The 22108-nt window shown below is 71.9% G+C and carries 22 protein-coding genes and 1 riboswitch; of the genes, 2 read left to right on the top strand and 20 right to left on the bottom strand.

The genetic code is table 11. From position 1 onward, the window contains the following. Window positions 1-69 precede the first annotated feature (69 nt). Complete coding sequence (locus tag ACTMTF_RS01875; protein WP_441108919.1) at window positions 70-900, top strand: hypothetical protein; 831 nt, start codon at window positions 70-72, stop codon at window positions 898-900. Between the two features lie 7 nt (window positions 901-907). Here the strand turns inward: ACTMTF_RS01875 and ACTMTF_RS01870 are convergent, their stop codons facing one another. From ACTMTF_RS01870 to ACTMTF_RS01830, 9 genes are all read right to left on the bottom strand, one after another. Next, window positions 908-1360: a PH domain-containing protein gene (locus ACTMTF_RS01870; RefSeq protein WP_397000933.1), complete on the bottom strand. Its 453-nt coding sequence runs from the start codon at window positions 1358-1360 to the stop codon at window positions 908-910. 19 nt (window positions 1361-1379) lie between these two features. Next, window positions 1380-1850 (bottom strand): 6,7-dimethyl-8-ribityllumazine synthase, encoded by a 471-nt coding sequence (ribH, locus tag ACTMTF_RS01865; protein WP_441108918.1) that lies wholly within the window; start codon window positions 1848-1850, stop codon window positions 1380-1382. Next, window positions 1847-3064, bottom strand: coding sequence for a bifunctional 3,4-dihydroxy-2-butanone-4-phosphate synthase/GTP cyclohydrolase II (locus tag ACTMTF_RS01860; protein WP_397000937.1), 1218 nt, complete (start codon window positions 3062-3064; stop codon window positions 1847-1849). The genes ribH and ACTMTF_RS01860 overlap by 4 nt, the downstream gene beginning before the upstream one ends. Next, window positions 3061-3726, bottom strand: a complete 666-nt coding sequence (gene pnuC / locus ACTMTF_RS01855) for a nicotinamide riboside transporter PnuC (protein ID WP_397000939.1) — start codon at window positions 3724-3726, stop codon at window positions 3061-3063. The genes ACTMTF_RS01860 and pnuC overlap by 4 nt, the downstream gene beginning before the upstream one ends. Further along, a complete protein-coding gene (locus ACTMTF_RS01850) occupies window positions 3723-4313 on the bottom strand; it encodes a riboflavin synthase (RefSeq protein WP_441108917.1) in 591 nt (196 codons plus the stop codon). Before ACTMTF_RS01850 ends, pnuC begins: the two co-directional genes overlap by 4 nt. After that, entirely contained in the window at window positions 4313-5413 is a 1101-nt protein-coding gene (gene ribD, locus ACTMTF_RS01845; RefSeq protein ID WP_441108916.1) for a bifunctional diaminohydroxyphosphoribosylaminopyrimidine deaminase/5-amino-6-(5-phosphoribosylamino)uracil reductase RibD, read from the bottom strand. Before ribD ends, ACTMTF_RS01850 begins: the two co-directional genes overlap by 1 nt. A 99-nt stretch (window positions 5414-5512) precedes the next feature. Next, window positions 5513-5643, bottom strand: a riboswitch (FMN riboswitch). An 88-nt stretch (window positions 5644-5731) separates the two neighbouring features. Beyond that, the gene (locus ACTMTF_RS01840) at window positions 5732-6541 is read right to left on the bottom strand and encodes an oxygenase MpaB family protein (protein ID WP_441108915.1); all 810 of its coding nucleotides are present in this window, start codon (window positions 6539-6541) and stop codon (window positions 5732-5734) included. Window positions 6542-6678: 137 nt separating this feature from the next. Continuing rightward, on the bottom strand, window positions 6679-7338 hold the full coding sequence (gene rpe / locus ACTMTF_RS01835) for a ribulose-phosphate 3-epimerase (RefSeq protein ID WP_441108914.1): 660 nt from the start codon (window positions 7336-7338) through the stop codon (window positions 6679-6681). 58 nt (window positions 7339-7396) lie between these two features. Next, the gene (locus tag ACTMTF_RS01830; RefSeq protein WP_397000949.1) at window positions 7397-8074 is read right to left on the bottom strand and encodes a TetR/AcrR family transcriptional regulator; all 678 of its coding nucleotides are present in this window, start codon (window positions 8072-8074) and stop codon (window positions 7397-7399) included. Window positions 8075-8198: 124 nt separating this feature from the next. Between ACTMTF_RS01830 and ACTMTF_RS01825 the strand changes: the two genes are divergently transcribed. Beyond that, window positions 8199-8720 carry a hypothetical protein gene (locus ACTMTF_RS01825; protein ID WP_441108913.1) on the top strand — a complete coding sequence of 174 codons (522 nt, stop codon included), beginning with the start codon at window positions 8199-8201 and terminating at the stop codon, window positions 8718-8720. A gap of 69 nt (window positions 8721-8789) precedes the next feature. On the opposite strand, the gene ACTMTF_RS01820 is transcribed toward ACTMTF_RS01825, so the two are convergent. The 11 genes from ACTMTF_RS01820 to gmk form a co-directional block, all read right to left on the bottom strand. Further along, window positions 8790-10247 carry an RsmB/NOP family class I SAM-dependent RNA methyltransferase gene (locus ACTMTF_RS01820; protein ID WP_441108912.1) on the bottom strand — a complete coding sequence of 486 codons (1458 nt, stop codon included), beginning with the start codon at window positions 10245-10247 and terminating at the stop codon, window positions 8790-8792. 105 nt (window positions 10248-10352) lie between these two features. Then, window positions 10353-11282, bottom strand: a complete 930-nt coding sequence (gene fmt / locus ACTMTF_RS01815) for a methionyl-tRNA formyltransferase (RefSeq protein ID WP_397000955.1) — start codon at window positions 11280-11282, stop codon at window positions 10353-10355. A gap of 1 nt (window position 11283) precedes the next feature. Next, window positions 11284-11832 carry a peptide deformylase gene (def, locus tag ACTMTF_RS01810; protein ID WP_397000957.1) on the bottom strand — a complete coding sequence of 183 codons (549 nt, stop codon included), beginning with the start codon at window positions 11830-11832 and terminating at the stop codon, window positions 11284-11286. 25 nt (window positions 11833-11857) lie between these two features. Then, window positions 11858-13192 carry a hypothetical protein gene (locus ACTMTF_RS01805; protein WP_441108911.1) on the bottom strand — a complete coding sequence of 445 codons (1335 nt, stop codon included), beginning with the start codon at window positions 13190-13192 and terminating at the stop codon, window positions 11858-11860. Window positions 13193-13229: 37 nt separating this feature from the next. Continuing rightward, window positions 13230-14732: a hypothetical protein gene (locus ACTMTF_RS01800; RefSeq protein ID WP_441108910.1), complete on the bottom strand. Its 1503-nt coding sequence runs from the start codon at window positions 14730-14732 to the stop codon at window positions 13230-13232. Window positions 14733-14781: 49 nt separating this feature from the next. Further along, entirely contained in the window at window positions 14782-17319 is a 2538-nt protein-coding gene (locus tag ACTMTF_RS01795) for a primosomal protein N' (protein WP_441108909.1), read from the bottom strand. Between the two features lie 359 nt (window positions 17320-17678). Then, complete coding sequence (gene metK / locus ACTMTF_RS01790; RefSeq protein WP_397000965.1) at window positions 17679-18866, bottom strand: methionine adenosyltransferase; 1188 nt, start codon at window positions 18864-18866, stop codon at window positions 17679-17681. A 128-nt stretch (window positions 18867-18994) separates the two neighbouring features. Next, complete coding sequence (locus ACTMTF_RS01785) at window positions 18995-19363, bottom strand: hypothetical protein (protein ID WP_441108908.1); 369 nt, start codon at window positions 19361-19363, stop codon at window positions 18995-18997. A 571-nt stretch (window positions 19364-19934) separates the two neighbouring features. Then, window positions 19935-21134 carry a bifunctional phosphopantothenoylcysteine decarboxylase/phosphopantothenate--cysteine ligase CoaBC gene (gene coaBC / locus ACTMTF_RS01780; protein WP_397000969.1) on the bottom strand — a complete coding sequence of 400 codons (1200 nt, stop codon included), beginning with the start codon at window positions 21132-21134 and terminating at the stop codon, window positions 19935-19937. 8 nt (window positions 21135-21142) lie between these two features. Continuing rightward, window positions 21143-21412 carry a DNA-directed RNA polymerase subunit omega gene (gene rpoZ, locus ACTMTF_RS01775; RefSeq protein ID WP_101783051.1) on the bottom strand — a complete coding sequence of 90 codons (270 nt, stop codon included), beginning with the start codon at window positions 21410-21412 and terminating at the stop codon, window positions 21143-21145. Between the two features lie 5 nt (window positions 21413-21417). Beyond that, window positions 21418-22029, bottom strand: coding sequence for a guanylate kinase (gene gmk, locus ACTMTF_RS01770; RefSeq protein WP_441108907.1), 612 nt, complete (start codon window positions 22027-22029; stop codon window positions 21418-21420). Between the last annotated feature and the right edge of the window lie 79 nt (window positions 22030-22108).

Genomic DNA, 22108 nt, shown 5'->3' with positions numbered 1-22108 from the left:
TCACCCATAGTAATGTCTCAGTCACAGAATAGGAAGGGAGGGGTCATGGCCCCTAGCCTGCTACACGAGATGCCCCTCGAGATGATCTCCCGCCGCCCCGGCTTCGCGCTGGAGTTGCTCGCCTGGGGTTTGCGCGGGCACGCCGACGATTACCACGACGCCTGTCTGGAATCGGTCGACCTGAACGAACGCATCCCCACCGAATACCGGGCCGACTCGGTCATCTCGGTGAAGGGCCCCGACGGCCGCAAGCGCTTCGTGATCGTCGAGGTGCAGCGCACCTACAAGGAGGAGAAGGTCTGGGCCTGGGCGGCGTACGTCGGTGCCCTGATGGGCCGGCACAAGTGCGGCGTCATGCTGGTCGTGGTCTGCCTCGACCGGAAGACCGCCGCCAGATACCGCAAGCCGATCACGCCAGAGGAAAGCTCGCTGATCATCTGCCCCGTGGTCGTCGGCCCTGACGAGCTTCCCGTCCTGAGGAAAGCGGCGGATGTCCTGGCCTCTCCGGAGATCGCCACCCTCAGCGCGATCACCCGTCCCGACGACGTCGAAACGGTCGTCGCGGTGGCCACGACGCTGGCCACTTTCGAGGACGAGCGGGGCCTCATTTACTACGATTACCTGCGAGGACAGCTTCCTGAGGCGGTCCGGACACGACTGGAGGAATTCATGATCGACACTGCCCCACGCCTCCCCGACCGCTTCACCGAGCCCATCGAGCGCGCGGCCGAGGCCCGTGGAGAGGTCAAAGGTCTTCTCACGGTACTTGAAGCGCGCCGGCTGCCCCTGCCCGCGGACCAGCGCGAGATCATCGAGTCCTGCGTCGACACCGACAAGCTGCTGAGCTGGACGAGAAAGGCCGTCACCGCCTCCAGCGTCGACGAGATCTTCGCCGACTAGCCGGCGGTCACTGCTCGCGGGCCTCGCCGCGCTCGCGGATCAGTGCCGACAGCTCGGCCGTCGCGCGGCCGGCCAGGGCCTTCTCCGATCCCTGGATGCCCATGGCGCCGATCGTACGCCCGTCGGAGAAGTCGATCTTGGGCCACGGGTCTCCGACGAGGAGGGTCACGTCGAGCACCTCGGGCCAGGTGTAGCGGTAGGTGCGCACGGCGTTGACGAGCGTGATGCCCTCCTCGTCGGCCTCCACCCGGACCCGGCCGAGCAGATGGAGCACGTACGCCACCGCGCAGCCGAAGGCCACGATCGCCAGCCGGTCGGGGAGCTGGAAGGTGGAGGCGATGAGGACGGCCATCACCACCGCCCCGAGCACGATCAGCACGGCGAATCCGTAGGCGACGATCCGCCCCCGGCGGGGGCGCCAGACGACGGGCAGGGGCGGAGGCTGGACGGGCTCAGGCACGGACGAAATTTACCGCAGGTCAGTGGAGGGTCCGCAGGAGGATGGCGGTCTCCAGCGCGGCGATCGCCGATTCGTACCCCTTGTCCTCCTTGCTTCCCGGCGCCCCCGAGCGCTCGATCGCCTGGTCGAGCGTCTCGCAGGTGAGCACGCCGTTGCCGACGGGGGTCCGCTCGTCGAGGGAGATCCGGGTCAGCCCGGCCGTGACCGAGTCGCAGACGTAGTCGAAGTGGGCCGTGTCGCCGCGGATGACCGCGCCGAGCGCCACCACCGCGTCGCAGCGGCGGGCCAGCGCCTGTGCGACCACGGGGATCTCCAGTGAGCCGGGCACCCGGACGACGGTGGCGGTGGCGCCCGCGTCGTCGCACGCCTGGACGGCCCGTTCCACCAGCCGGTCGGTGATGTCGGCGTGCCAGCTGGCCGCCACCACCCCGACCGTCAGCCCTTTCGCGTCCGGCACGGCCGTCACGTCCGGTCGTCCGTCCCCGCTCATGATGCCTCCGAGATGTCGTGGCCGAGACGGTCGCGCTTGGCCTTGAGATAGCGCTCGTTGTAGGGGTTCATGGCGACCGGCATGGGCTCGCGGCCGAGGACCTTGATGCCGTAGCCGTCCATGCCCTTGAGCTTGGCCGGGTTGTTGGTGAGCAGCCGCACCGACTTGACGCCGAGATCGGCGAGGATCTGCCCGGCGTTGGAGAACTCCCGGGCGTCGATCGGCAGCCCCAGCTCGACGTTGGCGTCGACGGTGTCGATGCCGCCGTCCTGCAGGCCGTAGGCCCGGAGCTTGGCGAGCAGGCCGATGCCACGGCCCTCGTGCCCGCGCAGGTAGACGATCACGCCGCGGCCCTCCTCGGCGATGACGGACATGGCGTGGTCGAGCTGCACGCCGCAGTCACAGCGCAGCGAGCCGAACACGTCGCCGGTCAGGCACTCGGAGTGGGCGCGGACCAGCACGTTCTCGCCGTCGTCGAGGTCGCCGTAGACGAGCGCGAGGTGCTCGCCGCCGTCGAGCGCGCTGGCGTAGCCGTACGCCCGCCACACGCCGTAGGCGTTGGGCACCATCGTCTCGGCGACCCTGGTGACCATGCTCTCGGTCCGGCGCCGGTGGTCGACGAGCTGCTCGATGGAGACGAGCGCCAGATCGTGCTCGTCGGCGAAGGCGCGCAACCGCGGGAGCCTGGCCATGGTGCCGTCGTCGTTGACGACCTCGGCGAGCACGCCCGCGGGGGTCAGGCCGGCGAGCCTGGCCAGGTCCACCGCCGCCTCGGTGTGGCCGCGCCGGGCCAGGACGCCGCCGTCGTGGTAGCGCAGCGGGAAGATGTGGCCGGGGCGGACGAGCTCGTTCGGCTCGGTGGCGGAGTCTGTGAGGGCGCGGATGGTCCGCGCGCGGTCCGCGGCGGAGATGCCGGTGGTGACGCCGTCGCGGGCGTCCACACTGATCGTGTACGCGGTCCGCAGCCGCTCCCTGTTGTGGAAGACCATCAGGGGCAGGCCGAGCCGGTCCAGCTCCGGACCCTCCATGGGCACGCAGATCACGCCGCTGGTGTGCCTGATCGTGAACGCCAGCAGCTCGGGGGTGGCCTTGGAGGCGGCGAAGATGATGTCGCCCTCGTTCTCCCGGTTCTCGTCGTCGACGACCACGACCGCCTTGCCCGCGCGGATGTCGTCGATGGCCCGCTCGACCGGGTCGAAGATGATGTCGTTCATGAAGCCACCGCCACTTGTCCGTGACCGGCGGCACCCTGGTACTCGCGCAGCCATTTGACGAACCCGACCAGGACGAGCACGAAGAACAACCCGTAGACGGCGCCGGAGACGACCAGCCCGGAGCTGAACGCGAGCGGCACCCCGACGAGGTCGACGGCCACCCAGACGATCCAGAAGTCGACCAGCGCCCTGCCCTGCGCCCAGGTGGCGACGGCGCTGCCGACGAAGATGTAGGCGTCGGCGGCCACCAGGAACGCGCCCTTGGGCAGCGGCTCGTGCGCCCCCCAGGACAGGCCGGTGGCGTAGAAGAACAGCCCGACCAGGACCGTTCCGACGAGCATGACCGAGACGAGCAGCAGCCGCTCCCGCCCGGTGGCGGGCCTGACGGAGAGCTCCCTGCCGCCCTGGGTGCCGCGGCGCCAGGCCCAGAAGCCGTAGATGGCCAGGCCCGCGAACAGCGCCTGCTTGAGCGCGTTGCCGGTGATGGCGGCGTTGACCGAGGCGACGAACAGCAGCACCGAGGCCAGGAACTGCACCGGCCAGGTCCACATCGACTTGCGCATGGCGAACAGGACCGTGGCCAGAGCGGCGATGTTGCCGATCAGGTCCGTCCAGAGCACGTGTGTGCCGAACACCTCGAATCCGGCGTTGGCCCAGTTCACTGCCTGACCACCAGCCTTTCCACATACTTCGCGATCACGTCGACCTCGATGTTCACCAGGTCGTCCACCTGGCGCTCGCCCATGGTGGTCAGTTTCAGCGTGGTGGGGATGAGGCTCACGCCGAAGCTTCCATCGTCAACAGTCGTCACGGTGAGGCTGATTCCGTCGATGGCGATCGAACCCTTCTCGGCCACGTAGCGGCTCAGCTCCGCCGGCAGGGAGAAGCGCAGGTTGTCCCAGTTGTCGCCGGGTTCCCTGGACAGCAGCACGGCGGTGCCGTCCACGTGGCCCTGCACGATGTGGCCGCCGAGGCGCTGGTCCGCCCGTACGGCACGTTCCAGGTTGACGGCGGAGCCCTCGGCCAGGGCGCCGAGCGAGCTGCGGTCCAGCGACTCCTTGATCACGTCGACGGTGAACACGTCGCCGCGCACCTCCACGACCGTGAGGCAGACGCCGTTGACGGCGATCGAGTCGCCGTGCCGCGCGTCGGAGGTGACGATCGGGCCGCGCACGGACAGCCTGGCCGAGTCGCCTGCCGGCTCGACGGCGACGACCTCGCCCTTCTCCTCGATGATTCCGGTGAACATCACTTCTCCCTGCTGTGTGGTGGGGTCGCGGGCCGGGCGGTGAGCCTCACATCCGGCCCGATGAGGGAAACCTCGTCGAAGATCAGTCGGTGGGCCTGGCCGATGCCGCGCACCCCGGCCTCGCCCAGCGCGGCGGGCCCGGCGCCGAGGAGGGCCGGCGCGACGTAGGCGACGACGCGGTCGACGAGCCCGTGCCGGACGAAGGAGCCCGCGAGCGTGGGGCCTCCCTCCAGGAACACGCTGACGACCTGGCGCGCGGCCAGCTCCTTGAGCAGGGCGCGCAGGTCCAGGCCGCCGTCGTGGCGCGGCAGCCGCACCAGGTCGGCGCCGGCGCCCTCGATGCCCGTGCCTTCGAGGACGGTGTCCTCGGCGATGGCGACCAGCGTGGGGGCCTCGCCGTCCAGCACCCTGGCGTGCGGCGGGGTCCTCGCGTCGGTGTCGACCACGACCCGGAGCGGGCGGCCGGGGGTGCGGGCGGGGCGGGCGGTCAGGCGGGGGTCGTCGGCCAGGACGGTGCCGACCCCGGCCACGATCGCGTCGCAGCGGGCGCGCAGCCGGTGAACGTCGGCCCTGGCCTCGGCGGACGTGATCCACCGGCTGGTGCCGTCGGCGGCGGCGGACCTGCCGTCGATGGTGGCGGCGAGCTTCCAGGTGACGTGCGGCCGGCCGAGGCGGGCGTAGGTGAGCCATTCGGCGTTGACCCGCTCGGCCTCCTCGGCGAGCAGTCCGGACGTCACCGCGACGCCGCCCGCCCGCAGCCGCGCGGCTCCTCCGGCGGCCTGGGGCGTGGGGTCCGGCACCGCGATGACCACCCGCGCGACGCCCGCGTCGAGCAGCGCCCGGCTGCAGGGACCGGTCCTGCCGGTGTGGTCGCAGGGCTCCAGGGTCACGTACGCGGTCCCGCCACGGGCGCGCTCGCCCGCTTCGCGCAGGGCGACGACCTCGGCGTGCGGGCCGCCCGCGTAAGCGTGGAAGCCCTCGCCGGCGACCTGGCCGGCGGCGTCGAGCACCACGCAGCCGACGACCGGATTGGGGCTGGTGCCGCCGTGTCCGCGCGCGGCGAGCTCGACGGCGCGCGCCATGTGCGTGGTGTCCTGCACCCCGGGCCTCCTACGCCAGTAGCTCTTCAGCCATGGCGGGCCCCGGGGGGATGTGGTGCGCGAACGCATCACAGTGGCGCCCGGCCTGAAGCCGGACACCCGCGCGCTTCCTCCCATCCGGACTTTAACCGTCGGTCCCGGAATTTCACCGAGTCAACCGGCCGATGGCATCGGCCGGGTCGCGGACTGTCACCGCCGGTTCGGACTTTCACCGACCCCGGAGCACGCTAGCTCTTTCGTTCTCACAGTGTGCCATGCGCATGCAAGCGCATGCGACCGCCCTCACTTTATCAACCAAGCGCCCGATAAGACAGTCGCTCAGGCGGCCATGAGCCGGCGGGCGCGGCGGGCGTCCGGGGCGTAGCGGACGTTGGCGGGGACGAAGTGCAGGCCGGTGTGCAGGGTGCGGAGCGTGGCGGTCGCCCACAGGTCGCCGACGGGGGTGGCGGGCAGGCCGTACATCCTTCTCGCCCAGCGCGGCAGCGTGGCGAAGGCCAGCAGGGTCACGGCGGGGAGCGCCGGCTTGAGCGGGGTGAGCAGGCGCGGCAGCGGCGCCTTGAGAGACAGCAGCAGCGGATGAGCAGCCTCCGGCACGAACCCGAGCCCGGGACGCTCCGCCTCGATGTAGTCGCGCATCTCGGCGACCGTGCCGGGCACGTCGGCCGGGTCCAGGCCCACCACCTCGGCGGCGCGCCGCCACTCGCCGACGAAGGTGTCGGCGTCGTCGTCGCTGAGCCGGACGCCCGCCCTGCGGGCCACCGTGAGGTACGAGTCGACCTCGCCCACGTGGACCCAGCGCAGGCCGTCGGGCTCGTCCAGCCGGTAGCGCTCGCCGGTGTCGGGGTCGAGGCCGGTCAGCTTGGCGTGGATCCTGCGGACCCGCCGTCCCGCCTTCTCCACCTCGGGCAGGGTGCCGTACGTGCGCACCCGGACGAACTCGGTGGTCCGCATGAAACGGGACCAGGCCTCGGCGGGGTCCATGAGGGCGGAGTTCTGCAGGACGCCGCGCATCGTCCTCGGGTGCAGGCCCTGCATGAGGAGCGCCCGGAACCCTCCGACCAGCAGGATCGGCTCCCCCATCACCCGCCACGTGACGGAGTCCGGCCCGAACAGTCCAAGGTCCTCCATAAGTAACTGGTTACCCAGGAAGGCGGGGCTCTATGTCAGGATTTGTCGGACTCGCACGCCGTCAACCCGGGCCGCGCCTTCGTCCGGGCCGCGCCGTCGGCTCACGCCACGCCCTCGGCTCACGCCACGCCCTCGGCTCAGACCGCGCCTTCGGCCAGTGACCGCAGTGAGGCGACGGCCGCCTCCCGGTCGTCGGCGCCGTACACCGCGCTGCCCGCCACGAACACGTCGGCCCCCGCCTCGGCGCAGCGCTCGATGGTGTCGGCGGACACGCCGCCGTCCACCTGCAGCCACACCTCGCCGCCGTGCCGTTCGATGAGCCCGCGAGCCCGCCGGATCTTGGGCAGCACCATGTCCAGGAACTTCTGCCCGCCGAACCCCGGCTCGACCGTCATGAGCAGCAGCATGTCGATCTCACCGATCAGATCGTCGTACGGCTCCACGGCGGTCGCCGGGTTGAGCGCGAGCCCGGCCCTGGAGCCGAGCGAGCGGATCTCGCGCAGCGTGCGCACCGGCGCCGAGGACGCCTCGGCGTGGATGGTGACGCTGCCCGCGCCCGCCTCGGCGTAGGCGGGGGCCCAGCGGTCGGGATCTGTGATCATGAGGTGGCAGTCGATCGGCAGCGTGGCCGCCTTGATCAGCGCCTCCACCACGGGCAGCCCCAGGGTCAGGTTGGGCACGAAGTGGTTGTCCATGACGTCCACGTGGAGCCAGTCGGCGTTCGGCACCGCGGCGACCTCGTCGGCGAGCCGGGCGAAGTCGGCGGACAGGATACTGGGCGAGATCTGTACGGCCATGATTCTGAGAGTCTATTGAACGGCTCGGTCCCCTCCGCACGGGCCCCGCGCGGGCCGGTCAGCGCGCGGCGAGCCGGGCTTCGAGACCGTCGAGGATGGCCCGCAGCCCGAACTCGAAGCTGTCGTCGGGCGCCGCGCCGTAGTCGGCGACCGGTGCGGCCTCAAGCCTGGCGCGCAGCCGGGGGAACTCCATCGCGATCTCGGTCGCCCGCGCCATGGTCTCGCGGACCGCTTCCTCCGCGTCGCCGCCGTCCCGGCTCAGCCGCCTGGTCAGCGCGGCCGTGGCCGACTCCCCCAGGGCGTTGCCGAGGACGAACATGAAGACGGCCGCCGCCGCCTGGTCCGCCTCCGCCCCGGCGAATCCGGCCGCTTCGTAGACGGCGAGACTGTGGTCGTCATGGCGGGATTTGCCAGGGCCGTGGAACAGGTGGGAGGCCAGCGCCTGCACCAGCCAGGGGTGCCGGGTCAGCATCGCGTACAGGTCGGCGGCCATCGACGCGGCCGCGGCCCGCCAGCCGACCGCTGCGGGGTCGGGCAGCTTGATCTCGTCCCACACCTGGTCGCCGGCGAGCACGACGAGGTTGTCCTTGCTCTTGACGTGCCAGTAGACGGCCGTCGCGGCGGAGTCGAGCCGTTTGCCCAGGCTGCGCATGTTGAGGCCTTCCAGACCGTCGGCGTCGAGCAGCTCGATGGCGGTCTGGACGATCTGGTCCCGGGTCAGCGTGTCACGCGGCATGCGCTCACGATAGGGCACCCGAGCCGACTTGCACAAAGTTCAAGAGATGACTTGCACAATGTTCAAGTCCTGGTCTACGTTTCCACTTGAACAAAGTGCAAGTCGCCCTCCTGAGGAGAACCCCATGATCGTCCTGGCCGCTGTCATGCAAGTGCTCATCGCCCTGGCCTTCGTCAGCATCCCGCTGGTGCGCCACCGCTACGGCACCGGCGCGAAGCAGAACGCGGAGGCGGAGCTCACCCGCCAGGGCGTGCCGGTCACCGTCCTGGAGGAGAACAAGCTGAGCTTCGACGCCGGCGGCCACGAGACGGCGGCCCCCGTCACGGTCGCTGTGATCATGGTGATCCTGGCCACGCTCAACCTGCTCGGCGAGCCCTGGGGTCAGACCCTGACCTGGATCTTCCAGCCGCTCGTCCTGCTCGGCAACGCGCTGATCCTCTACAGCCAGCTCACCGCCGTGCGGTCGGTGGAGTCGGCCTTCGCCCGCAAGGGCGACCCGATGCTCCGGCGCATCGACGTGACGGCCCTGCTCAAAGCGGCCGAGAGCGGCTTCCCCCGGTGGGTGCTGCCGACCCTGCAGAACATCCGGCACACCGTGGTGTTCGCCGGCTCGGCCCTCGCCCTGATCGCGGCGATCATCGCCTGACGAGACCGCGCGGACGGCACGACTCGGACCGGCTCCCCACGAGCCGGTCCACACGTGTTCAGCGGGACGTCACGCCTTGCGCAGCAGCGCCAGGAACATCGCGTCGGTGCCGTGCCGGTGCGGCCAGAACTGCGCGTGCGGCCCTTCTCCCAGCCCGTCCACCTCCGGCAGGTAGTGACGCGCGTCGAGCTGCTCCACGTCCTGCCTGCGCCCGGCCACGTCGCCCACCACGACCCGGGTCTCGGCCAGGTGCGGCGAGCAGGTGACGTACGCGACCACCCCACCGGGACGCACGGCGTCGAGCGCCCCCGCGAGCAGCCGGCGCTGCAGCCTGCCCAGCTCCGCGATGCTCGACGGATCCCGCCGCCAGCGCGCCTCGGGCCGCCGGCGCAGGGCCCCGAGCCCGGTGCAGGGCGCGTCGAGCATCACCCGGTCGAACACCCCGGGCCGCCACGCGGGCTCCGTGCCGTCAGCGGTGATCACCGCGGCCTCCCTGGTCGTCTGCCAGACGAGCCGCGCCCGGCGATACTGCACGTCACTGGCGAGCAGCCGAGCGCCACCGGGAAACGCCTCAGGGCCCACCTCGCGCCCCCGCGCCTCGGAGTCCTTCAGCCCTTCGACGTCGCCGTAGGCGGCGATGGCGTCCAGCAGCCCCGCCTTGCCGCCCGGCCCCGCGCACAGGTCCAGCCAGAGCTCGTCCCGCCCGTCGAGCGGCACCCTGGTCAGCGCGAGCGCGACGAGCTGGCTGGCCTCGTCCTGCACGGCGGCGCGCGTCTCGGCGACCGCCCTGATCCGCCCAGGGTCGCCCTCCTGCAGATAGGCGGCGTACGGCGAGTAACGGCCCGGCTCCGCGCCGGTCTCCGCGAGCTCCTCCACCGAACTGCGCCCCGGCCGCGCCACCAGCGTCACCAGCGGCCGCTCGTTGTCCGCCGCCAGCAGGTCGGCCGTCTCATCGGCGGCGCCGCCGAGCGCGTCACGGAAGGCGCTGACGATCCACCGGGGATGGCTGTGCGCCACGGCCAGATGACCCGCGGGGTCGTGGGCGGGGTCGGGCGCCACGATCGGCACCCACTCGTCGATCGTCCTGAAAGCGATCTTGCGCAGCACGGCGTTGACGAACTTGGCCGCCCCCGCGCCGATGCGCAGCCGTACCAGGTCCACGGTGGTGCCGACCGCCGCGTGCGGCGGGACGCGCATCTTGAGGAGCTGATGGGCGCCCAGCCGCAGCGCGTCGAGGACGGCGGGGTCGGGCGCCCGGTCGCTGCACATCTCGATGATCGCGTCATAGGTGCCGAGCCCGCGCAATGTCCCGTAGGCCAGCTCGGTCGCGAGCGCCGCGTCCCGCCCCTTGATGCCGCGCTCGCGCAGGATGCCCGGCATGAGCAGGTTGGCGTACGCGTCACGCTCGTCGACGGCGCGCATGACGTCGAAGGCCGCGTTACGCGGCTGGTCACGCGCGGGCCTGCGCGGCCTTACCGTACGACTCGCGCCCCCGCCTCCGGACGCCCGATCCCCCCGTGCCTTCATTGCCTCCGACTTTCCTCACGCTCATCGACCACACCCACCGAGCACGCTCGCCCAGCATCGACCCTGTCCCGCTCCGAGAACCCGTACGCCCGTCTCGGGCGCGGCTCACCCGAACGTCTCGACGCTCCCCGCACGGATGCCCCGGGCCCACTCGACGGCGCTCATCAGCCGCTTGCCCTGCGGCTGGACCTCGCCCAGCTCCACAGGCTCGGTGGCCGTGCCGACCAGCACGCCGTGCTTGCCGGCCGCGATCTCGCCGGGCGCCAGCCGCTCCTGCCCGGCCGCGATCCGCACCGGCCCGAGCTTCAACCGCTGCCCCCGGAACTCGCTCCAGGCGCCCGGGTTGGGGGTGCAGGCCCGGACGAGCCGGTCGACGCGCAGGGCGGGACCGGTCCAGTCGACGCGGGCGTCCGCGACGTTGATCTTGGGCGCGACGCTCACCCCGTCGGCCGGCTGCGGCCGCGCCTCCAGCGTGCCGTCCTCGACGCCGTCGAGCGTGGCGGCGAGCAGCCCCGCGCCGGAGATCGACAGTCGTTCGAGCAGCGAGCCGCTGGTGTCGCCGGAGCGCACCTCCTCGGTGACCACACCGTAGACGGGCCCCGCGTCGAGCTCCTTGACGATCCGGAACGTCGTGGCGCCGGTGATCTCGTCCCCGTGCAGGACGGCGTGCTGCACGGGAGCGGCCCCGCGCCAGGCGGGCAGGATCGAGAAGTGCAGGTTGATCCACCCGTGGCGGGGCACGTCGAGCGCCGACTGGGGCAGCAGCGCGCCGTAGGCGACGACGGGACAGCAGTCGGGCTCCAGGGCGCGCAGCCGCTCCAGGAACTCCGGATCGCCGGCCTTGGCCGGGCGGAGCACCTCGATGCCCGTCTCCTCGGCCAGCTCCGCCACCGGCGACGGGTGCACCTTGCGCCCCCGGCCGGACTGGGCGTCGGGCCGGGTGACGACCGCGACCACCTCGTGCCGCGGCGAGTCGATCAGGGTGCGGAGCGACGGCAGCGCCGTCTCGGGCGTGCCCGCGAAGACCAGGCGCATCTCATAGGGCCTTTCCGCCGGTGCTGTGCGGGGAGAACCTGACCTGCGGAGCCTCCATGCCGCTCCACTCGGCCTCACGGATGGCCTTCATCGCGAGCTTGCGCTGCTTGATGTCCATCCGGTCGATGAACAGGATGCCGTCGAGATGATCGGTCTCGTGCTGGAAGCAGCGCGCCATCAGGTCGGTGCCCTCCAGCGTGACGGGCTCGCCGTACATGTTGAGGCCCTTGGCGACGGCGCGGATGGCGCGCGGGGTCGGGAACGACAGCCCGGGGAACGACAGGCAGCCCTCCTCACCCTCCTCGTCGAGGTCCTCGGACAGGTCGAGATCGGGGTTGATGAGGTGGCCGAGCTGGTCGTCGACGTAGTAGGTGAACACGCGCAGGCCGACCCCGATCTGCGGGGCCGCCAGGCCGGCGCCGGGGGCGTCCATCATCGTGTCGGTGAGGTCTTTGACCAGCTTGCGGAGCTCCTTGTCGAAGTCGACCACCGGAGCCGCCGGGGTGCGCAACACCGGGTCTCCGAACAGCCGGATCGCCTGGATCGCCAAGGGGGTCACTCCGTTCGTAGGTGGATCAATCCAGTTTAGTGTGCGCAAGGGAGCGAACTTTCATCGCCGCTTTGCGCGCGGCCTTCACGACGGCCTGGTCGTCGTGGGCTCCGGCGATCATGTCGAGCACGGCGATCGTGTCGGGGTGGCCGACCGCCGGCATCTCGGCGATGAGCTTGATGAGCTCCTCGCCGGGCTCGGGGGTGTCGAGCCGGCCCGCTGCGTGCCCCGACAGGTGCATCAGCGCCGCGAGCGAGTCGACGGCGATCCAGGTGTGGTCCTGGGGGCTGAGCGTGGGGGCGTCGAGGTCGCGGATGTGCAGCCAGGAGGCGGCGTAACGGCGCATGAGCGGCCGGTCGAGCGCCTCGCGCACTGGCGCCTCGGCCTCGGGGCCGAGCTCCTCCAAGATGGCGCCCACGGCGCCGCGCCGGCCCGCCGTGCCGTCGGCGGCGATGGCGATCAGGTCGCGCGCGGCCTCCTCCGGCGGACGACGCTCCAGCCATCCGGCGACCGCGCTCTGCGTGGCCGAGCCCTTCACCAGGGCATCGACGAGCTCGATCGCGGACAGGTCGGCGAAGACCTCGACCTCGGCGGCGGTGGGCGCGTCGTGGCCCTCGCGCAGCAGGTCCCGCCTGATGGCCCAGACGCCGAGCGGGGTGAGCGCGGTGCGCCCGGCGGCGGTCTGCTCCACCAGGCCGCAGTAGGCGAGCAGCGCCAGCGCCTCCAGCAGCTCGGCGGGCAGCGCGGCGGCGAGCCTGCGCATCTCCACCTGGCCGGGAGCGCAGGCCACCTCGTGGGACTGCAGGATGCCCCGGGCCAGGTTGGCGATCGCGACGCCCGACCGTACGGAATAGATCGTCGCGAGCATCTCGGCCAGGTGCCCGTCGACGACGACCGAGCCGGTCAGCCCCTCGTCGGCCCGGTCGAGCACGTCCATCACCACGCCGTCCCAGAACTCCAGGGTGGCCTCGACCGTGAGCTGGGGAGGCAGCGGTCCCTGGGAGACCTGGCCGGCGAGGATCTGGAGCAGGCCGGTGTTGACGGCCACGATCCAGATGAGGCGCAGCCGCGAGGCGTCCAGGCCGAGCTCGCTCACCGCGGCTCGCGCGGCGGCCTCCGGGAGCATCCCCTCGGGCGTCACCTGGCGGGTGCCGGTCCAGGCGGCGAGCCGGACGGCGTCGGCGACCAGCGGCACCATGGGGATCGTCCGGGCCAGCTCCGCGTCCTCGGCGAGCGTGACGGGCGGGAAGGTGAGCGCCTCGTGCTCGACGGGGGTCTCCTCAGGCGGCCGGGGAGGCACGACGGCCTGCTCATCGATCAGCTTGCGCAGCTCGGCGAGGTCGAAGACGTTGTTTGCCACCCACGAAACTTACTGCACAGGAGTCACAGAGGCGTACTCATCGGATGCCTCGGGAGCGTGCTTTGAAGGCCGCCTTGCGGGCCGCCTTGGCCGCCGTGCCGTCAGGCAGCGAGCGTCCGAGCAGTTCCAGGACCTCGACGAGGTCGGGGTGGTCGACCCGCCACATCTCCTCGATCAGGTGGGCGGGCGGGCCGGAGGCGGACATGTTCTCGGCGAACACGTCGGGGTCGTCCTCGGCGGCCGGCATCGCCAGCGCGAGCATGTCCACGCTGACCCACATCAGCTCCTTCTCGCTGAGCGGCGGGGCGGGCAGGCTCCTGGCGGCGAGCCAGTGGATGGCGTGCGGGCGCAGCTCCTCGTCGTCCAGGCAGGCCCGCACCTCGGCCTCGGCCTCGGCGCCCAGCCGGTCGACGATGGTGACGGCGATGCCGCGCGCCACGGCGGGCGCGCCCGAGGCCGCGGCCAGCAGCTCCCCCGCGGCCTCTCCGGCGGTCCTGGCGGCGAGCCAGCGGCTGATGTCGTCCTCGGCCAGCTCGGTCGGGACACCGTCGAGCAGCCCTTCGATGAGCCCGCGCGCGTCGGTCTCGGCCAGGTCGGGGGCCTGCGGCGCGTCGAGGCCGAGCGCGAGGTAGTGCTCGCGCAGCGCCCACGCGGCCGCCGGCGTCAGTCCGGCCGTGTCGCCGGTGACCCGGACCAGGCCGCACCAGGCCAGCCGGTCCAGCACGGCCTCCACGTCGATGTCGCCGTCGTCCACGAGCTGGGCCAGGTAATCGCCGATCACGCCGATCGACACCGGCACCTGGAGGCGGTAGAGCATGTCGAACAGGTCGTAGAGCTCCTCGTCCACCTCGGCCGAGCCGGTGACCTCGCCGCCGGTGTCACGCTCCACCAGGTGCGCGACGATCGCCGCCCACCTGCGCAGCGGCTCACCGCCGCCGAGCAGCCGCAGCTCGCTCAGGTACGGCAGGCCGCCACGGTCGAGCTCGGCCAGCAGCGGCACGTCGGCCAGCCCCGCGACCAGCTCCTCCGGCGGGGCCAGCCGCACGGCGGGGCGCGGCGTGCAGCCGGGGCAGTCGCAGGGCGCGTCCTCCAGATCGGGCACCTCGCCCGAGGGGATCGCGATCGACTGCTCCAGCGACTCCGGCCCGATCGAGCTGAACAGGCTCTTGGCCATGCCGAAGTTGGCGGTGTCGGCGAGCGCCTCGGGCATCCGCGTCGCGATGTCGGCGAGCCTGTCGCGCATCCGCGAGGCCATGCCCAGGGCGACCGTGCCGGAGTCCTGCAGGTAGTCGACCAGCGTGTGCGCCGCCGCCACCGTCTCCTGGGCGCTCTCCGGCGGCGCGATGACCTTGCGCGGGTAGAGCGAGAGCAGCAGCTCGTCGAAGGTGGCGGGGGTGAAGTCGCCGAGTTCGTTGACGTTCAGGTAGTCGCTGGCGTAGTCACAGAGCAGGCGGACCTCGTCGGCGTCCACCTCGACGTCCCGCGCGCGCCCCCACGCACGCAGGTCGTCGATGACCAGGTTTACCCATTCGATCGACACAGGGGCACGCTAACGGCTCCCTACCAGATGAGCGAATCGGGGATAAGGTCTAAATCAGGTCGAGCGGGTCGACACATACCTTGACGACATCAGGCGACTTTCTGGCCGCACGCACCCCACTGGCCCCCTTGAGCGCGGCCGCCAGCGCCGCCCCTCCTCCTCGCGGAGTCCGGATCATGGCCCGCTCCTGCCCCGAGTCGTCCACCGGCACCGGCCCGAGAACCTGCGCCTCCGCCGGCAACCGCGTCTCCCCCAGCATCTGCCGCACCGCCGCCGCCGACCCGGTCAGCGTGGCCATCCGCACCGCGGGCGGGAACCCCAGCTCCGCCCGATCGGCCAGCTCACGCTCGGCGTGCGTGACGGGATCCCACCGCAGCAGAGCCTGTACGGCCGGCAACCCGGCATCGGCGAGCACCACCAGCTCCCCTCCCGGCCTGAGCAGGGCGGCGGCGTTCATCCAGCGGCGCACCGCCTCCTCGCCGGACCTGAGGTCGGCCCGCCCGAGCAGCGCCCAGCCGTCGAGCAGCACCGCCGCCGCGTACCCGCCTTCGACCACGGGCTCGGCCCCCGGCGTGGCGACCACGAGCGACCTGCCGGCGGGCACCGTGGCCAGCACCCCGTCCCGCCCCGACGTGCGCACCTGCACGGAGGGGAAGGCCCGGCCGAGCTCCTCGGCGGTACGGCGGGCGCCCACCACCACGGCCCGCAGCCGGGGGCTGCCGCAGTGCCGGCACTTCCAGGCGGCGTCCACCCGGCCGCACCACCGGCAGTAGGGCGCGGCGTGCCCGCCCCGGAGCGCCAGCGGGCCGTGACACAGCAGCTCCGGCCGATGAGGGACGTCATCGGCCGGCCGCTGACGCCCGGCCTGGTCGGGCGCGTCGTCCGCCCCGCTGGACGCCCCGCCGTAGGCCGGACCCCCCGCACCATGGGACACCCCGCTCGCACCGTAGGAGATCTCGCTCGCGCCGCCCAGGCCGAAGGCCAGCTCACCCTCCCGATCGGGTGTCGCGTCCGGCGTGCCGGGGCTCGTGCGGGTGGGGGGCTGCGCGCAGCGGGCGGGGGTACGGCAGTGCTGGCACGCCAGGGCGGGCAGGTAGCCCCGCCTGGGCACCTGGACCAGCACCGGGCCCTCGTCCAGCCCCTGGCGCAGCGCCCGCCACGCCAGGCTGGGCAGCCTCGCCGCACGCGCCGCCTGGTCCTTGGCCAGCTCCGCGTCCTCGCCGGCGGGCCGTACACGCGGCGCGCGGCTCCTGATCGTCTGCCGGGCCGCCACGATGGGCCTGGCCCAGCGGGAGGCGATGAGCTGGGTGGCCTCCGCGGTCCGCGCGTACCCGCCGATCAGCATGGCCGCACCCGACCGATGCGCCCTGATGCCGAGCACCTCGCGAGCGTGCGGGTAGGGGGCCAGCCGTTCGGCATGGAGGTCGTCCCCGTCGTCCCAGATGGCCACCAGCCCGAGTTCCGCCACCGGTGCGAACATCGCCGCCCGCGTGCCGGCGACGGCCCGCACCTGACCTCTCAGGACGCTCAGCCACCGCCGGTAGCGCTCGGCCGGACCGAGGTTCGCGGTCAGCGCGACATGCCTGCCGCTCCCCAGCACCCGGCTCAGCTCCGCGTCGAGCAGCGCCACGTCCTTCCCGTCGGGCACGACGACGAGCGCCCCCCTGCCGCCGTCCAGCGTCGCCCGCACCGCCGCCGCGAGCGCCACCGCCCACCCCTGGCCACCGGGCAGCGCCGACCACACCGCCCGAGGCGTCCTGCCATTGCGCAGCGCGTCCAGAAACGAAGGCCCCATCGGATAGTCCGCCCAGGCCGCATCGTCCCCGCTCAACGGCACGGCAGCGCTTCCCGCCACCTCCCCGGACACACCTTCCCGCCCAGGATCATGCGCCCCCTCACCGCCCAAGGGCGTGACGGCGCCTTCCGCCACCCTCTCGACCTCACCCTCCCGCCCGAGGCCGCCCGGGTCGCGCGCCGCGTCCTTCGGCGTGGCGGACTGTGCCGGGTCCTCATCGACGCTCGTGACGGCCGGCCGCCGTGGATCCTCAACGCCCTGTACGGTCCGCCGCCCTGAATCGGGGACTCCCTGGCGGTCCGCCTCCGGCGAGGACTGCGGCACCGGCGGGGAGTCGGCGTCGGCCGTGGGGCGGACGGCCGACTCGGTCCTGGCATGACGTGGCGGGACGGCCAGGCGCAGCACGTCGGCGAGGGTGCCCGCGTAGCGGTCCGCCACCGCCCTGGCCAGCTCGGCGACCTCGGGGGTGAGCACCCGCTCGGGTGACACGACCCGTTCGAGCGGGGTCAGCTTGCCGGTGTGATCGCTGTGCTCCACCCGCTCCAGCACGAACCCGTCGACCAGCTTGCCCGCGAACCGCACCCGCACCCTGACCCCCGGCCAGGCGCTGTCCTGCATCGAGGCGGGCACGAGGTAGTCGAAGGGCCGGTCGAGGTGAGGCAGCGGGTTGTCCACCGCCACCCTGGCCACCGGCAACTCGGCGGCCGGGACCACGGCCCCCTTGGTGTTCTTCGACGACATCGGGGGCCGCACCGCGTCGAGCGGCAGGAGTGCGTCGTCGGAGTGGGTCACGCATTACGTCTACCAGACCCGGAAGCCGGAAACGCCCGCCCTGCCTGCCAGGACTCCCCCACCCACCGCCCCCGCACCACCCACGCCCGCACACCGTGACGCCGCCATCGGTGCGGTCAAAACCAGAGGCGTGAGCAGGACACCGCGGACGAAGAACGCCACCCCCCGCCTACGGCCCTGATCAGCACATCAAGGCCAACGGACCCGAGCAACCGAGTCACGGCCCCAGCCCCGCTCCGGGCCTGTGAGAGCGCCGGAAACCCGGGCGCACGCTCGAATCCCGCACCCCACGCCAGGGACCCGGTGCACGACTGAATGCCGCACCCCACGCCGGGGATGCGGCATCCGTCAGTTCAACGTTACAGACCGGCGGCGGACCTGAGGGTCTCGGCGCGGTCCGTGGACTCCCAGGAGAAGCCCTCGCGACCGAAGTGGCCGTAGGCGGCCGTCTCGGAGTAGATGGGCCGCAGCAGGTCGAGGTCGCGGATGATCGCGGCCGGGCGCAGGTCGAAGACCTGGAGGACGGCGGCCTGGATCTTCTCCACCGTCACCTTCTCGGTGCCGAAGCACTCGACGAACAGGCCGACGGGCTGCGCCTTGCCGATGGCGTAGGCGACCTGGACCTCGCAGCGGTCGGCGAGACCGGCGGCCACGACGTTCTTGGCCACCCAGCGCATCGCGTAGGCCGCCGAGCGGTCGACCTTGGACGGGTCCTTGCCGGAGAAGGCGCCGCCACCGTGGCGGGCCATGCCGCCGTAGGTGTCGATGATGATCTTGCGGCCGGTGAGGCCGGCGTCGCCCATCGGGCCGCCGATCTCGAAGCGGCCGGTCGGGTTGACCAGCAGGCGGTAGCCCTCGGTCTCGATGTCGAGACCCGCGAGCACGGGGTCGACCACGTGCTCCTTGATGTCGGGCGTCAGCATCTCCTTGAGGTCGATCTCCGCGGCGTGCTGCGTGGAGACGACCACGGTGTCGAGGCGCACCGGGCGGTCACCGTCGTACTCGATGGTGACCTGGGTCTTGCCGTCGGGCCGCAGGTAGGGGACGGTGCCGGACTTGCGGACCTCGGACAGGCGCTGGGCCAGCCGGTGCGCGAGCATGATCGGCAGCGGCATCAGCTCGGGCGTCTCGCGGCAGGCGTAGCCGAACATCAGGCCCTGGTCGCCCGCGCCCTGGCGGTCGAGCTCGTCGACATCGCCGCCGACCCGGTGCTCGTAGGCGTCGTCGACCCCCTGGGCGATGTCCGGCGACTGCGCCCCGATGGACACCGACACGCCACACGAGGCGCCGTCGAAGCCCTTGTGGGAGGCGTCGTAGCCGATCTCCAGGATCTTCTCCCGGATGACGCCGGGAAGGTCGACGTAGGTCTCGGTCGTGACCTCGCCTGCGACGTGGACCTGGCCGGTAGTGATCATCGTCTCGACGGCGACCCGGCTCGTGGGGTCGTCCTTGAGCATGGCGTCGAGAATCGCGTCACTGATCTGGTCGGCGATCTTGTCCGGGTGGCCTTCGGTGACCGACTCGGAGGTGAACAGGCGACGTGACAACTCAGTGGCTCCTCATGCAGCGGCTGCTGACGGATTTAAGGCTCGGGGCGAGTAGACACGCCAGAGCCTCGCCGAAGTCTAGCCCTACCAGGTGCCAGGGCGCGAAACCGTCCGCGATTCGACACTCGTCACAGGTGAGGCAGCGGATCGGGAGGCAGCGTCTCCGGCGCGAACACCTCCGCGTCGGCCGCGGCCACCACGGCCGCGTACTCGTCGTCGAACTCGAACACCATGCTCCCCAGCTCGATGACCGGCCCGGGGGCCTGCAGGATGGGCCCGAGCCTGGTCTGCCGCGGGAAGCTCGCGTACACCGACACCGGCCGGTCGCTCCTGAGCATCCTGGTGGCGAGCACCGAGATCGCCGTGTCCGTGACCACGATCAGGAAGTTGGCCGCCCCCGGCGGCCCGATGGACAGCGCGGGAAAGACGTACCGGATCGCCCCCTGATGGCCGAGTACGGTCCTGCAACGGTCCCTGACAGCAGCGTTCACTGGCATCCCGCCCCCTTTGCCCTTAAGTATCCGTAGGGGTAGGGATATGCCGCAACAGCTGATCCGGTAATCCACCTGCCTGGTTAGCCTCCTGTACGCCCCCCGACGAACCGCCCGCATGCCACCCCGGCACTCCAGGCGTCCGGGCACAACAGGTCGGACATAAGCCACAAACAACTCAGGCGTACGGCCACAACGGATCGAGCGCGAACCCGAGCCCAGCCGGCAGGCAAACGACGGCATGTCCCGTGCGACACCCGCGTGACCGAGGCACACGGCGCAGGGTCACCACGGGCGGCGAGACGTCCTCGGAGATCCGCGCCCTCACCCAGAAGACCCGGAGTGAGAAACGGCGCGACGCACCGGCCAGGCGCTGACATCAGGAGAAACACCCCGCAAGCCACCGGCACAGGAAGCGCCGCCACCAACGGAACCCCACCGGCACGGGAAGCAACACGCCGTATGGAAACCTACTGACACGGGACGCGACGCGCCCCCTGGAAGCCGGAGCAACACGATCCTGGAAAACAACGGCGCGATCTCTTGGCAAGGCGCCGGCATGGAGACAGCGGGCGCCTCAGCGCAGGCGGGCCGCGACCGCGTCCCAGACGGCGTCGGCCACGTCCTCCTTGGGCCCCCGCGGCACCTCGATCGGCTCGCCGCCCGCGACGAGCACGGTGGCGGCGTTGTCGGGGGTGCCGAAGGCGAGGTGCTCGCCGACCTGGTTGACCACGAGCAGGTCGCATCCCTTGCGGGCGAGCTTGGCCTGGCCGTTGGCGAGCACGTCGTGGGTCTCGGCGGCGAACCCGACGATCACCTTCGGCAGCGCGCCCGGCACGGCGGCCCTGCGCCGCTCCCCCAGCTCCGCCAGGATGTCGGGATTCTTCGTCAGGTGGATGGGCTCAGGCTCGCCATCCGTCTTCTTGATCTTGGCGTCGTGCCGGGCGGCGGGCCGGAAGTCGGCCACGGCGGCGGCCATGACCACCACGTCGGCGTGGCCGGAGGCGGCGAGCACCGCCTCGCGCAGCTCGGCCGTGGACTCGACCCGGACCACGGTGGCGCCGGCGGGATCGGGCAGCGCGACGTTGGCGGCGATCAGCGTCACCTCGGCGCCACGGGCGGCGGCGGTGCGGGCCAGCGCGTAGCCCTGCAGGCCGGACGAGCGGTTGCCGATGAAGCGGACCGGGTCGATGGCCTCGCGGGTGCCCCCGGCGGAGACGACGACCTTCTGGCCGGTCAGGTCGAGCGGCCGGTCGCGCAGCACGCGCAGGCAGACGCGGAAGATCTCGGCGGGATCGGGCAGCCGCCCGGGACCCGTGTCGGCCCCGGTGAGCCGGCCGACGGCCGGGTCGATCACCAGGGAGCCGCGCTCGCGCAGCGTCGCGACGTTGGCGCGGGTGGCGGGGTGCTGCCACATCTCGGTGTGCATCGCGGGCGCGAACACCACCGGGCAGCGCGCGGTCAGCAGTGTGTTGGTGAGCAGGTCTCCGGCGAGGCCGTGGGCCGCCTTGGCCAGCAGGTCGGCCGTGGCCGGAGCCACCACGACGAGGTCGGCCGTCTGGCCGATCCGCACGTGGGGAACCTCGTGAACGTCGTCCCACACATCGGTCGCCACCGGGTTGCCCGACAGGGCGGCCCAGGTGGGCTCGCCCACGAAACGCAGGGCCTCACGGGTCGGCACGACCCGCACCTGATGCCCGGACTCGGTGAACAGGCGCAACAGCTCACACGCCTTGTAAGCGGCGATGCCGCCGCTGACACCCAGGACGACCTTCATCGAGGAGGTCAGACCGCGCCTTCGATGGGCTCGGCGTTGAGCAGGCCCTCGGAGACCTCGCGCAGTGCGATGGACAGGGGCTTCTCCTGGGCGTGCGTCTCGACCAGCGGCCCGACGTACTCCAGCAGGCCCTCGCCGAGCTGGGAGTAGTAGGCGTTGATCTGACGGGCCCGCTTGGCACCCATGATCACCAGTGAGTATTTGCTGTCGACGATGTCGAGCAGCGCGTCGATCGGCGGGTTGGTGATCCCCTCAGCGACCGGGGCAATTCCTGCCACGATTGTCAGACCTCTCGGTTGGTGGATGTCGTGACCCCCTGAGGGTCAGTCATCAAGGCTATCAGCCGGCGGCACACGTCTTTGACATCCGTGTTCACCAGCGTGAGGTCGAACTCCCGCTCGGCCGCCATCTCGACCCGCCCGGCCGCCAGCCGCCTGGCGATGACGTCCTCCGGCTCGGTCCCGCGACCGCGCAGCCGTTTCTCCAGCTCTTCCCAGCTGGGCGGGGCCAGGAACACCAGCAGGGCCTCCGGCATGCTGCGCCGCACCTGCCTGGCGCCTTCGAGGTCGATCTCCAGCAGCGTCGGCACGCCGACCGCGAGCCTGTCCAGCACGGCCCGCCGGGGCGTGCCGTAGCGGTTGCCCGCGAACTCCGCCCACTCGAGCAGCTCGTCCCGCTCCACGAGCCGGTCGAACTCCTCGCCGTCGACGAAGAAGTAGTGGACCCCGTGCACCTCACCGGGCCGGGGCCTTCTGGTGGTCACCGAGACCGACAGCCACACCTCAGGGTGTGCCCGCCGGAGCTCGGCGACGACCGTGGACTTGCCGACGCCTGACGGCCCTGAGAGGACCGTCAGCCGCCTGTCGCTCGAGGGGAGGAAGCCGCCGACTCGCATGCCCACTCCGACTGCCTCATGGGCCCTAACACTGCCGGACCGGGACCTGTCGGTCACTTCCTACCCCCCGTTGAACCCG

Source organism: Nonomuraea sp. ZG12 (genome assembly GCF_052068115.1).
Lineage (GTDB): Bacteria > Actinomycetota > Actinomycetes > Streptosporangiales > Streptosporangiaceae > Nonomuraea.
Note: the sequence above shows the minus strand (reverse complement) of the source record. Positions and strands in the feature narration are given on the sequence as shown.

Excerpts from the sequence above, each read along its gene's own strand:
- ACTMTF_RS01875 (WP_441108919.1), top strand. The coding sequence starts at position 70 with ATGCCCCTCGAGATGATCTCCCGCCGCCCCGGCTTCGCGCTGGAGTTG.
- ribH (WP_441108918.1), bottom strand. The coding sequence starts at position 1,850 with ATGAGCGGGGACGGACGACCGGACGTGACGGCCGTGCCGGACGCGAAA.
- ACTMTF_RS01860 (WP_397000937.1), bottom strand. The coding sequence starts at position 3,064 with ATGAACGACATCATCTTCGACCCGGTCGAGCGGGCCATCGACGACATC.
- ACTMTF_RS01850 (WP_441108917.1), bottom strand. The coding sequence starts at position 4,313 with ATGTTCACCGGAATCATCGAGGAGAAGGGCGAGGTCGTCGCCGTCGAG.
- ACTMTF_RS01840 (WP_441108915.1), bottom strand. The coding sequence starts at position 6,541 with ATGGAGGACCTTGGACTGTTCGGGCCGGACTCCGTCACGTGGCGGGTG.
- rpe (WP_441108914.1), bottom strand. The coding sequence starts at position 7,338 with ATGGCCGTACAGATCTCGCCCAGTATCCTGTCCGCCGACTTCGCCCGG.
- ACTMTF_RS01830 (WP_397000949.1), bottom strand. The coding sequence starts at position 8,074 with ATGCCGCGTGACACGCTGACCCGGGACCAGATCGTCCAGACCGCCATC.
- ACTMTF_RS01825 (WP_441108913.1), top strand. The coding sequence starts at position 8,199 with ATGATCGTCCTGGCCGCTGTCATGCAAGTGCTCATCGCCCTGGCCTTC.
- ACTMTF_RS01820 (WP_441108912.1), bottom strand. The coding sequence starts at position 10,247 with ATGAAGGCACGGGGGGATCGGGCGTCCGGAGGCGGGGGCGCGAGTCGT.
- fmt (WP_397000955.1), bottom strand. The coding sequence starts at position 11,282 with ATGCGCCTGGTCTTCGCGGGCACGCCCGAGACGGCGCTGCCGTCGCTC.
- ACTMTF_RS01785 (WP_441108908.1), bottom strand. The coding sequence starts at position 19,363 with ATGCCAGTGAACGCTGCTGTCAGGGACCGTTGCAGGACCGTACTCGGC.
- coaBC (WP_397000969.1), bottom strand. The coding sequence starts at position 21,134 with ATGAAGGTCGTCCTGGGTGTCAGCGGCGGCATCGCCGCTTACAAGGCG.
- gmk (WP_441108907.1), bottom strand. The coding sequence starts at position 22,029 with ATGCGAGTCGGCGGCTTCCTCCCCTCGAGCGACAGGCGGCTGACGGTC.